Genomic DNA, 12,125 nt, shown 5'->3' on the forward strand with positions numbered 1-12,125 from the left:
ACGTATTGCTGGTGTAAGCACCGACAACGTTGTGGCTGTTGGCCTGAACTACCAGTTCTAATTTTGTTGTAAGTGAAATACAAAGCCAGTCCTCTACGGGCTGGCTTTTTCTCTTGAAGTAGACTCGGTCATAAGGAGTATGACGTGCAGACGTTCACAGGTCGTTGTCTTTGCGGACAAAGTCATTTTACCGTTAACGTCGACATGCTTGATGTCTATGCCTGCCACTGCACGCTGTGCCAGAAGTGGTCTGGCGGCATCGCCATGTATCTGGAAGCCAGCGGTCATCCGCTGATGTCGCCAGAATCTGCGGAACCTTCGCACTTTCCTTCTTCAAATCGTGGTGAACGTTTCTTCTGTTCCGGTTGCGGGTGCCCGCTGTGGTTTACGCTGACCGACAGCGAACGCTACTTTATTCCGTGGACATTGCTGGAACTGAACGAAGTAGACCGCCGCCGCCTGATTTTAGCGGCAGAGATCTACACCGAAACACAGCCTGCGTTCTGGAGACTGACGGGGCAATACGCTCGACTGAGTGGAAAAGAAGTCGAAGAGATGGATTACCCCTGCCATTTAGCCCACTAGTTATTGCTGTTTCACTTTTGCCAGACTGAACCACATTCCTACCGCCAGGACGATCAGCATGCTGCCCGCGCTGCTCAATGCCACGCTATGCGACCAGGTAAAGGCGTCTCTGGCGGCCGTCAACAGCGCCTCACTGAGTGAGGGCGGAAGCGAGTGCGCCAGCTGTACCGCTTCCCCCATCGATGATGAGGCGCGCTCAAGCTCCTGCGGGTTAAGTCCTGCAGGCGGCAGAATTGACGCGGAAAAACTGCGGCTTAGCAGTAAACCAAAAATCGCGATCCCCAGCCCCGCACCCAACTCGTAGGCCATGGTTTCGATAGCCCCGGCAGCGGCCGCTTTTTCTGCGGGTGCCGCCGCCATAATGGCCGCCGTGGAGGCTAACAGCGCGCTGGCGGCGCTGAAGCCCAACAGGGCCATTAATATCCAGGCCTGGATCTGCTGGGTGCTAAAATCGGTCATCGCCAGCCCATAGAAGCTGACGGCACTCAGCGCCATGCCCGCGGTAGCCACGCAACGTAGTCCCAGGCGCGATACCAGCATCCCGGCAATCGGCCCGCTGAATCCACTGGCCAGCATCACCGGCAGCATAAAGAGACCCGCCTGATACGGTGTTAATCCGTGCACAAACTGCAGTTCCTGGGCCATTAATAGTTCAAAGCCTACCAGGGTTATCATCGCGGTCATTGCCATGACAACGCCGCTTAAGATAATGCGATGGGTAAACAGTCGCATATCGATCATCGGGCGCGATGCGGCAAGCTGGATGCGCACGAACTGCCCCAGCAGTAAAGCGCCCACCAACAGCGTCAGCACAATCACGCCCGTCGCGATGTGTCCCTTCAGCGCCGTTTTCGCGCTATACACCAGCAGCAGAATGGCGACAATCAGCATAATCGCATGACCGAAATTTAATGACTGATCGCGACGACCGGTTTGGCGCGGAACGTAACGCGCGGTCAATGCCATCACCACTAACACAATCGGCACATTGATTAAGAATACAGAACCCCAATAGAAGTGCTCCAGCAGCATACCGCCAACCAGCGGACCAAATGCTGCCCCGCCGGAACCGACCGCCGCCCAGACGCCAAGCGCCATATTACGGTGGCGCTGTTCAGCAAAGGTCGCACGAATACCGGCCAGCGTCGCCGGGACGATCATTGCCGCACCAATTGCCAGCACGGCGCGCGTGGCGATAAGCCATCCGGCGGTATGGGCAAAGGCTGCAGCCAGCGAGGCCAGACCAAACAGGCCTCCGCCCAACAGCAGCAGGCGTTTAAAGCCAATGCGATCGCCCAGTGCCCCCATCGGCAGCACCATCCCTGCCATCACCAGGGAATAAATATCAATGATCCACAGCAGCTCGTTACCACTGGCACCCAGCGTCATACTCAGCGTGGGCGCGGCAACGTGCAGCACCGTTGCATCAATCGCAACAGGGATGTAGACCAGCACAATAATCACTAACGTTAACCACTGACGAAACATAAAACTCCCTACAAAACTTAAACTGGACACATGTCCAGCTTTAACGATCCTACGGAAAATTGAACATATGTCCAACTTTTTGTTAGACTGCCTTCAACGTAGGTAGAGGGGGATGTATGAGTTATTTGAATCGGGATGAACGTCGGGAAGTGATCCTGCAGGCGGCAATGCGCGTCGCGCTGGAAGAAGGGTTTAGCGCCATGACGGTACGACGCATTGCAACCGAGGCGAAAGTGGCGACCGGCCAACTGCATCACCATTTCACGTCAGCTGGTGAGCTTAAGTCTCAGGCGTTTGTTCGTCTGATTCGTACCCTGCTTGATGCGGAACAGGTCAGCGAAGGTGCGACCTTCCGCGAGCAACTCCACGCTATGCTTGGCAGTGATGACGGCGGGTTTGAGCCGTACATTAAACTCTGGCGAGAAGCGCAGATCCTGGCTGACAAAGACCCCGAAATCAAAAGCGCCTACCTACTGACCATGCGCATGTGGCATGAAGAAACAACGGCGATCATTCTTCGCGGCCAGCAAGAAGGTGAGTTTTTGGCCGAACCGGATGCCGCCGACGTCGCCTGGCGCTTGATCGGTCTCGTGTGTGGCCTCGACGGTATGTATGCGCTGGGGATGTCAGAAATGGCGGATCCGGCCTTTACACGGCATCTGGATCGAATGATTCATCTGGAGCTGTTTAGTTAATGTTATTGATACATTAATAATGTATCTTTTATATTTACAATTAGTAACACATAAGCAACGCTTAATTCTCCCCTCACTCCGCACTATTGCGCTTTTTTATCTATCCTTTCATTCAATATTCTTAACGCTTTTCAATAATTTCTAATCAGGGCCAGTACGGCTCTGTATGCGTTTATTTCTTGAACGACGTGCGCATGTGAGGATAATATGTCACCTTCAAATGAGAAAAATAATCGTTATCTTTTAACCGACTGGAAACCAGAAAATGCCGCCTTTTGGGAAAATAAAGGTAAGCATATTGCCCGAAGAAACCTCTGGATATCAGTCAGTTGTCTCCTTCTTGCGTTCTGTGTCTGGATGCTATTTAGCGCCGTAGCAGTAAACTTAAATAAAATTGGTTTTAATTTCACCACCGATCAACTTTTTTTATTAACCGCATTACCGTCCCTTTCTGGTGCAATATTACGCGTCCCCTACTCCTTTATGGTGCCTATATTTGGCGGCCGCCGCTGGACGGTTTTTAGCACTGCGATTCTTGTTATCCCGTGCCTGTGGCTCGGATTTGCGGTGCAAAATACAGCTACTCCGTTTGGCGTATTTATCGTTATTGCGCTGATGTGTGGTTTTGCTGGCGCCAACTTTGCCTCCAGCATGGGCAATATCAGTTTCTTCTTCCCGAAAGCGAAGCAAGGCAGCGCACTCGGCGTTAACGGCGGTCTCGGCAATCTGGGCGTCAGCGTGATGCAATTGATCGCTCCACTGGTGATTTTTCTGCCTATTTTTACCTTCCTCGGCGTCCAGGGCGTGCCGCAACCTGATGGTTCGTTACTGTCATTGACCAACGCCGCCTGGATTTGGGTGCCGTTGCTGCTGCTCTCCACTCTGGCAGCGGGCATCGGCATGAACGATATCGCCAGTTCCAAAGCCTCTATCGCCTCACAGCTGCCGGTACTGAAGCGTTTTCATCTGTGGCTGTTAAGCCTGTTGTATCTCGCCACCTTCGGTTCATTTATCGGTTTTTCCGCCGGGTTTGCCATGCTGGCCAAAACCCAGTTTCCTGACGTAAATATTCTGCAGCTGGCGTTCTTTGGGCCGTTTATCGGCGCACTGGCGCGCTCAGCGGGCGGCGTTATCTCGGACAAGTTTGGCGGTGTGCGGGTGACGTTAATCAACTTTATGTTTATGGCACTGTTTAGCGGCCTGCTGTTCCTCACCTTGCCGGGTTCGGGTTCTGGAAACTTCACCGCCTTCTACCTGGTGTTTATGGGACTGTTCCTGACCGCCGGTCTGGGCAGCGGCTCAACTTTCCAGATGATTGCGGTGATCTTTCGCAAAATAACCATTTACCGCGTGAAATTGCACGGTGGTACGGAAGAACAGGCCCAGCGCGAAGCGGTAACCGACACCGCAGCGGCCCTTGGTTTTATCTCGGCCATTGGCGCAGTGGGTGGTTTCTTTATTCCGAAAGCCTTCGGTACCTCGCTGGCGCTGACTGGATCACCAGTGGGCGCCATGAAAATATTTTTAGTGTTTTACATCGTCTGCGTGCTGGTGACCTGGCTGGTCTATGGCCGCAAATCACAAAAAAAATAACAACTATTTGGCCTGCAGATCGTAGGCAGCGTCCATTAGGAGCAGGAGAAATGTCATGAGTAAACTGTTGGATCGCTTTCGTTACTTTAAACAAAAGGGCGATACGTTTGCCGACGGGCACGGGCAAGTCATGCACACCAATAGGGACTGGGAAGACAGCTATCGTCAGCGCTGGCAGTTCGATAAAATTGTCCGCTCGACCCACGGCGTCAACTGTACCGGCTCATGCAGCTGGAAAATCTACGTTAAAAACGGCCTGGTCACCTGGGAAACCCAGCAAACTGACTATCCACGCACCCGCCCGGACCTGCCCAACCATGAACCTCGCGGATGCCCGCGCGGTGCCAGCTATTCCTGGTATCTTTACAGCGCCAACCGCCTGAAATACCCGCTGGTGCGTAAACGCCTGGTCGAACTGTGGCGCGACGCCCTTTCCCGCCAGCCCGACCCGGTACTGGCGTGGGAATCCATTATGCACGATCCGCAAAAGTGCCAGAGCTACAAACAGGTACGCGGACGTGGCGGATTTATCCGTTCCAACTGGAAAGAATTAAATCAACTGATCGCCGCCGCTAACGTCTGGACGGTGAAGACCTACGGCCCGGATCGCGTAGCCGGATTCTCCCCCATCCCTGCCATGTCGATGGTCTCCTACGCAGCGGGGACACGCTATCTGTCGCTGCTCGGCGGCACCTGCCTGAGCTTCTATGACTGGTACTGTGACTTGCCTCCGGCCTCGCCTATGACCTGGGGTGAGCAGACTGACGTGCCGGAATCCGCCGACTGGTATAACTCCAGCTATATCATTGCCTGGGGTTCTAACGTTCCACAGACCCGTACGCCAGATGCTCACTTCTTTACCGAAGTCCGCTATAAAGGCACCAAGACCATCGCCATTACGCCGGACTACTCGGAAGTTGCCAAGCTGTGCGATCAGTGGCTGGCACCGAAGCAAGGCACTGACAGCGCGCTGGCGATGGCCATGGGTCACGTTATCCTCAAAGAGTTCCACCTTGATAAGCCCAGCGACTACTTCATCAACTATTGCCGCCGTTATACCGATATGCCGATGCTGGTGCTGCTGGATGCCCGGGAAGACGGTAGCTTTGTACCAGGACGGATGATGCGCGCCTCGGACCTCGTCGACGGACTGGGTGAAAGTAATAACCCTGAATGGAAAACCGTGGCCTTCAACAGCGCCGGTGAACTGGTAGTACCGAATGGTTCTATTGGTTTTCGCTGGGGCGAAAAAGGCAAATGGAACCTCGAGTCGCTGGCTGCCGGCACGGAAACAGAACTGTCCCTGTCGTTACTCGGCCAGCATGATGAGGTGGCGGGTGTGGCGTTCCCCTATTTTGGTGGTAACGAAAATCCGCATTTTCGCAGCGTGAAGCAGGAGCCGGTGCTGGTGCGTAAACTACCGGTTAAGCACCTTACCCTCGCTGATGGCCGCCGTTGTCCGGTGGTCAGCGTGTACGATTTAGTCCTGGCGAACTACGGGCTCGATCGCGGACTCGATGATGACCTCGCGGCCCGTGATTACAGTGAGATTAAAGCCTACACCCCGGCCTGGGGCGAACAAATCACCGGCGTGCCTCGCCGTCATATCGAACAAATTGCCCGTGAATTTGCCGATACCGCGCACAAAACCCATGGTCGTTCGATGATCATCCTCGGGGCAGGCGTCAACCACTGGTACCACATGGACATGAACTACCGTGGGATGATTAACATCCTGGTGTTCTGTGGCTGTGTCGGTCAAAGCGGCGGCGGCTGGGCGCACTATGTCGGACAGGAAAAACTGCGCCCGCAGACCGGCTGGTTACCGTTGGCCTTTGCGCTGGACTGGAACCGCCCTCCGCGTCAGATGAACAGCACCTCGTTTTTCTACAACCATTCCAGCCAGTGGCGCTATGAAAAAGTCACCGCCCAGGAGTTGCTTTCTCCGCTGGCCGACGCGTCGAAATTTACCGGACATCTGATCGATTTCAACGTCCGTGCCGAGCGTATGGGCTGGCTGCCTTCTGCCCCACAGCTCAACCTGAACCCATTAACCGTTAAAGCCCGAGCGGAACAGGCTGGATTATCTCCAGCGGAATACACCGCGCAGGCGCTGAAGTCCGGTGATATCCGCATGGCCTGTGAGCAACCGGACAACGGCAGTAACCACCCGCGTAACCTGTTTGTCTGGCGTTCGAACCTGCTTGGCTCCTCCGGCAAAGGGCATGAATACATGCTCAAATATTTGCTGGGTACCGAAAGCGGTATTCAGGGTGAAGCGCTGGGCGAAAGCGAGGGCATTAAACCTGAAGAGGTGGAATGGCAAACGGCGGCCATCGAAGGCAAGCTTGACCTGCTGGTCACGCTTGATTTCCGTATGTCCAGCACCTGCCTGTTCTCCGATATCGTGTTGCCGACCGCCACCTGGTATGAAAAAGACGACATGAATACCTCGGATATGCATCCGTTTATTCACCCCCTGTCAGCGGCGGTTGATCCGGCCTGGGAATCCAAAAGCGACTGGGAGATTTACAAGGGCATTGCCAAAGTATTCTCCGAGGTCTGCGTGGGGCATCTGGGTCAGGAAACCGATGTGGTGCTGCAACCGCTCCAGCATGACTCTCCGGCAGAGCTGTCGCAGCCGTTTGATATTCAGGACTGGCGCAAGGGTGAATGTGACCTCATTGCCGGTAAAACGGCGCCCAATATTACGGTTGTCGAACGCGACTACCCTGCCACTTACGAACGCTTTACCTCGCTCGGTCCGCTAATGGATAAACTGGGTAACGGCGGGAAAGGCATTTCGTGGAACACCCAGGCTGAAGTCGATTTCCTCGGTAAGCTGAACTACACCAAGCGAGAAGGCCCGGCGAAAGGCCGACCGCTGATCGACACCGCGTTGGACGCGTCTGAAGTGATCCTCGCGCTGGCACCGGAAACCAACGGTCAGGTGGCGGTGAAAGCCTGGCAAGCCCTGGGGGCGATGACCGGGCGTGATCACACGCATCTGGCTCTGAACAAAGAAGACGAGAAGATTCGTTTTCGCGATATTCAGGCACAGCCGCGCAAAATCATCTCCAGCCCAACCTGGTCGGGTCTTGAAAGCGAGCATGTCTCCTACAACGCCGGCTATACCAACGTACACGAACTGATCCCATGGCGCACCCTGTCCGGTCGCCAGCAGTTGTATCAGGATCACGCGTGGATGCGTGCCTTTGGCGAAAGCCTGGTGGCTTATCGACCGCCAATCGATACCCGTAGCGTGACGGAAATGCGTGAGGTTCCACCGAACGGCTTCCCGGAAAAAGCGCTGAATTTCCTGACGCCGCACCAGAAATGGGGCATCCACTCCACGTACAGCGAAAACCTGCTGATGCTGACGCTGTCGCGCGGCGGGCCGATTGTCTGGATCAGTGAAACCGACGCCAAAGAGCTGGGGATCGAGGATAACGACTGGATCGAAGCCTTCAATGCCAACGGCGCGTTGACCGCCCGTGCGGTGGTCAGCCAGCGTGTGCCGCCGGGAATGACCATGATGTACCACGCACAGGAGCGAATCATGAATATCCCCGGTTCTGAAGTTACCGGCATGCGCGGTGGTATTCACAACTCAGTGACCCGCGTGTGTCCGAAACCGACGCACATGATCGGCGGCTATGCGCAGCTGTCCTACAGCTTTAACTACTACGGCACCGTCGGCTCTAACCGCGATGAATTCATCATGATTAGAAAAATGAAAAATATTGACTGGCTGGATGATGAAGGTCGCGATCAGGTACAGGAGGCGAAAAAATGAAAATACGCTCACAGGTAGGCATGGTTCTTAATCTGGATAAGTGCATCGGCTGCCACACCTGCTCCGTCACCTGTAAAAACGTCTGGACCGGACGTGAAGGTATGGAATACGCATGGTTTAACAACGTCGAAACCAAACCGGGGATTGGTTACCCCAAAAACTGGGAAGATCAGGAAGAGTGGCAAGGCGGCTGGGTTCGCGACGTTAACGGTAAAATCAGACCGCGCCTGGGCGGCAAAATGGGCGTGATCACCAAAATTTTTGCCAACCCGGTGATCCCGCAAATTGATGATTACTACGAGCCGTTCACCTACGATTACCAGCATCTGCATAGCGCACCGGAAGGCAAACATCAGCCCACCGCCCGTCCGCGTTCGCTGATTGATGGCAAACGGATGGACAAGATTATCTGGGGGCCAAACTGGGAAGAACTGCTCGGCGGCGAGTTTTCTAAGCGCGCACGCGACCGTAACTTCGAGAAGATGCAAAAGGAGATGTACGGCCAGTTCGAAAACACCTTCATGATGTATCTGCCGCGCCTGTGTGAACACTGCCTGAACCCGAGCTGTGTGGCGACCTGCCCGAGCGGTGCCATTTACAAGCGTGAAGAAGACGGCATTGTGTTGATCGACCAGGATAAATGCCGCGGCTGGCGTTTGTGTATCAGCGGTTGCCCGTATAAGAAAATCTACTTTAACTGGAAGAGCGGCAAGTCGGAAAAATGTATTTTCTGCTATCCGCGCATTGAATCCGGCCAGCCGACGGTGTGTTCAGAAACCTGCGTCGGGCGCATTCGCTATCTCGGCGTCCTGCTGTACGACGCTGACCGCATTGAAGAAGCGGCCAGCACCGAGCATGAAACCGATCTCTACGAGCGCCAGTGCGACGTGTTCCTCAACCCGAACGATCCAGCGGTCATTGAAGAAGCGCTGAAACAGGGTATTCCGCAAAACGTGATTGACGCCGCCCAGCGCTCGCCGGTCTACAAAATGGCAATGGACTGGAAGCTGGCTCTGCCGCTGCATCCGGAGTATCGCACCCTACCAATGGTCTGGTATGTGCCGCCGTTGTCACCGATTCAGTCGATCGCCGACGCCGGTGGCCTGCCGCACAATGGCAATATCCTGCCCGCGGTAGAATCGCTGCGTATTCCAGTGCAATACCTCGCCAACATGCTCAGCGCGGGCGATACCGGCCCGGTGCTGCGCGCGCTGAAACGTATGATGGCGATGCGCCACTACATGCGCTCGCAAACCGTTGAAGGTGTCACCGATACCCGCGCTATCGACGAAGTCGGGTTGAGCGTGGAGCAGGTCGAAGAGATGTATCGCTATCTGGCGATTGCCAACTACGAAGACCGCTTCGTGATCCCGACCAGCCACCGCGAAATGGCCCGTGATGCCTTCCCGGAGAAAAACGGCTGCGGCTTTACCTTCGGCGATGGCTGCCACGGTTCAGATACCAAATTCAACCTGTTCAACAGCAGCCGCATTGATGCTATCGACATCACCGAAGTGCGCGATAAAGCGGAGGGTGAATAATGCAGATCCTCAAGGTTATCGGGCTGTTGATGGAGTATCCGGATGAATTGCTGTGGGAATGTAAGGACGATGCGCTGGCGCTGGTCGCCAGTGATGCACCGATGCTGAGCGAATTCACCCGCGAATTGTTAAATGCCCCGCTGCTGGATAAGCAAGCCGAATGGTGCGAGGTGTTTGACCGGGGGCGCGCCACCTCGCTGCTGCTGTTTGAACATGTTCATGCGGAATCACGCGATCGCGGTCAGGCGATGGTTGACCTGCTGGCACAGTACGAAAAGGTCGGGTTACAGCTCGCCTGCCGTGAGCTGCCGGATCACCTGCCGCTGTATCTGGAGTATTTGAGCGTGCTGCCGGAGGCAGAGGCTAAAGAGGGATTGCAAAATGTCGCGCCGATCCTGGCGCTGCTTGGCGGGCGCTTAAAGCAGCGTGATACCCCATGGTATCAGCTGTTTGACGCCCTTCTCATGCTGGCGGGCAGTCCGCTTTCAAGTGACAGTGTCACGAAACAGGTCGGCGCAGAAACCCGTGACGATACCCGCCAGGCGCTCGACGCTGTATGGGAAGAGGAACAGGTGAAGTTCATTGAGGATAACGCCACCGCCTGTGACAGTTCACCGTTGCAAAGCTACCAACGGCGCTTTAGCCAGGACGTGGCGCCACAGTATGTTGACGTCAGCTCGGGAGGCCCGAAATGATACAGTACCTGAACGTCTTTTTTTACGACATCTACCCGTATCTGTGCGGGACAGTGTTTATCCTCGGCAGCTGGCTACGCTACGACTACGGCCAGTACACCTGGCGCGCCTCCTCCAGTCAGATGCTGGACAAACGCGGCATGGTGTTGTGGTCAAACCTGTTCCACATCGGCATTTTGGGGATTTTCTTCGGCCATCTGTTTGGCATGTTAACCCCGCACTGGATGTACGCCTGGTTCCTGCCTATCGCAGTGAAGCAGCAAATGGCGATGATTGCGGGCGGGATTTGCGGCGTGCTGACGCTGGTCGGCGGCGCGGGTTTGCTGGTTCGTCGTCTGACGAATTCGCGAATTCGCGCGACATCCTCTACCGCTGATATTCTGATCCTGTGTGTTCTGCTGGTTCAGTGTATCCTCGGTCTGACCACCATTCCGTTCTCAGCACAACATCCGGACGGCAGTGAAATGCTGAAACTGGTGGGCTGGGCGCAGTCGGTGGTGACCTTCCAGGGCGGCGCGTCTGCGCATCTGGATGGCGTGGCGCTAATTTTCCGCGTCCATCTGGTTCTGGGGATGACCATCTTCCTGCTGTTCCCGTTCACCCGTCTGGTCCACGTGTGGAGCGCGCCGGTCGAATATTTCACCCGTCGTAACCAGATCGTCCGTTCTCGCCGATAAATTCGCGTTGTATTGCCAAATCCGGCCTACAGGGAGATTCCGTAGGCCGGATAAGACGCAGGGCGTCGCCATCCAGCATTTTGCACGTTATGATGCTTCTCCACTCCAGGGAGAACGCCAATGAAACCACAGGTTTACCACGTCGATGCCTTTACTCCACACCCATTTCGCGGCAATTCCGCAGGCGTTGTGCTGCATGCTGACGGACTGAGTGAGGCGCAGATGCAGCTGATTGCGCGTGAACTGCGTCATTCTGAAACCGCTTTTCTGCTCACCAGCGACGACAGTGACGTGCGTATTCGATACTTCACGCCAACGGTCGAAGTACCTATCTGTGGGCACGCCACCGTTGCCGCACACTATGTTCGCGCCAGCGTGCTTGGACTAGGCAATACGACCGTCTGGCAAACGTCGTTGGCCGGGCGTCACCGCGTTGATATTCATGCTGAAGATAACGGCTATCGCATCAGTCTGGAACAGGGTACGCCGACTTTTGAGCCGCCGCTGGAGGGACCCACGCGTGCAGCCATCATCGCCGCCCTGCATCTGACCGAAGACGATATACTGCCGGGACTGCCGCTCCAGATTGCCTCGACCGGACATTCGAAAGTGATGATCCCGTTGAAACCGGAGGTCGACCTCGACGCCCTGTCCCCGGACCAGTCGGCATTAATCGCGATCAGCCAGCACATTGGCTGCAACGGCTTCTTCCCGTTTCAGATTCGACCAGGGGAAAATGCCACTGATGGTCGGATGTTTTCACCGGCGATTGGCATTGTGGAGGACCCGGTCACCGGCAATGCCAATGGTCCAATGGGCGCATGGCTGGTGCACCACAACCTAATGGCTCATGACGGAAAAATCTTGCATGTTCAGGGGCATCAAGGCCGTGCGCTGGGACGCGACGGCATTGTCGAGGTGACGGTGGCAATCCAGGACAATCAGCCGCAAAAAGTGACGATTACCGGTGCGGCGGTGATCCTGTTTCATGCCGAATGGGCGATAGATTTTAATTGAGTCGGTAGGCCGGATAAGACGCATCGCGTCGCTATCCG

The 12,125-nt window shown here is 55.3% G+C and carries 10 protein-coding genes; 9 read left to right on the forward strand and 1 reads right to left on the reverse strand.

The genetic code is table 11. The features are described from left to right. Together FDX01_RS23905 and FDX01_RS16120 are read left to right on the forward strand one after the other, a co-directional pair. Window positions 1-61 (forward strand): hypothetical protein (locus FDX01_RS23905; RefSeq protein WP_249361000.1); only part of this gene is annotated, 61 nt, incomplete at its 5' end. 143 nt (window positions 62-204) lie between these two features. Further along, window positions 205-585: a GFA family protein gene (locus FDX01_RS16120; RefSeq protein WP_096759399.1), complete on the forward strand. Its 381-nt coding sequence runs from the start codon at window positions 205-207 to the stop codon at window positions 583-585. Here the strand turns inward: FDX01_RS16120 and FDX01_RS16125 are convergent, their stop codons facing one another. Beyond that, window positions 586-2,073 (reverse strand): MFS transporter, encoded by a 1,488-nt coding sequence (locus FDX01_RS16125; protein WP_096757025.1) that lies wholly within the window; start codon window positions 2,071-2,073, stop codon window positions 586-588. 116 nt (window positions 2,074-2,189) lie between these two features. On the opposite strand from FDX01_RS16125, the gene FDX01_RS16130 reads away from it, so the two are divergent. From FDX01_RS16130 to FDX01_RS16160, 7 genes are all read left to right on the forward strand, one after another. Further along, window positions 2,190-2,768 (forward strand): TetR family transcriptional regulator, encoded by a 579-nt coding sequence (locus FDX01_RS16130; protein WP_137400143.1) that lies wholly within the window; start codon window positions 2,190-2,192, stop codon window positions 2,766-2,768. A gap of 207 nt (window positions 2,769-2,975) precedes the next feature. Beyond that, window positions 2,976-4,361: a NarK family nitrate/nitrite MFS transporter gene (locus tag FDX01_RS16135; RefSeq protein WP_096757020.1), complete on the forward strand. Its 1,386-nt coding sequence runs from the start codon at window positions 2,976-2,978 to the stop codon at window positions 4,359-4,361. A gap of 55 nt (window positions 4,362-4,416) precedes the next feature. Beyond that, the gene (locus tag FDX01_RS16140) at window positions 4,417-8,157 is read left to right on the forward strand and encodes a nitrate reductase subunit alpha (RefSeq protein WP_135912029.1); all 3,741 of its coding nucleotides are present in this window, start codon (window positions 4,417-4,419) and stop codon (window positions 8,155-8,157) included. Beyond that, window positions 8,154-9,698, forward strand: a complete 1,545-nt coding sequence (gene narH / locus FDX01_RS16145; protein WP_115258480.1) for a nitrate reductase subunit beta — start codon at window positions 8,154-8,156, stop codon at window positions 9,696-9,698. The genes FDX01_RS16140 and narH overlap by 4 nt, the downstream gene beginning before the upstream one ends. Further along, window positions 9,698-10,393 (forward strand): nitrate reductase molybdenum cofactor assembly chaperone, encoded by a 696-nt coding sequence (narW, locus tag FDX01_RS16150; protein WP_137363319.1) that lies wholly within the window; start codon window positions 9,698-9,700, stop codon window positions 10,391-10,393. The genes narH and narW overlap by 1 nt, the downstream gene beginning before the upstream one ends. After that, window positions 10,390-11,070, forward strand: a complete 681-nt coding sequence (gene narI / locus FDX01_RS16155; protein WP_096757016.1) for a respiratory nitrate reductase subunit gamma — start codon at window positions 10,390-10,392, stop codon at window positions 11,068-11,070. The genes narW and narI overlap by 4 nt, the downstream gene beginning before the upstream one ends. Window positions 11,071-11,190: 120 nt before the next feature. Beyond that, a complete protein-coding gene (locus FDX01_RS16160; RefSeq protein WP_137400144.1) occupies window positions 11,191-12,087 on the forward strand; it encodes a PhzF family isomerase in 897 nt (298 codons plus the stop codon). Window positions 12,088-12,125 lie beyond the last annotated feature (38 nt).

Source organism: Citrobacter sp. wls613 (genome assembly GCF_005281195.1).
Classification (GTDB): Bacteria; Pseudomonadota; Gammaproteobacteria; order Enterobacterales; family Enterobacteriaceae; genus Citrobacter; species Citrobacter gillenii.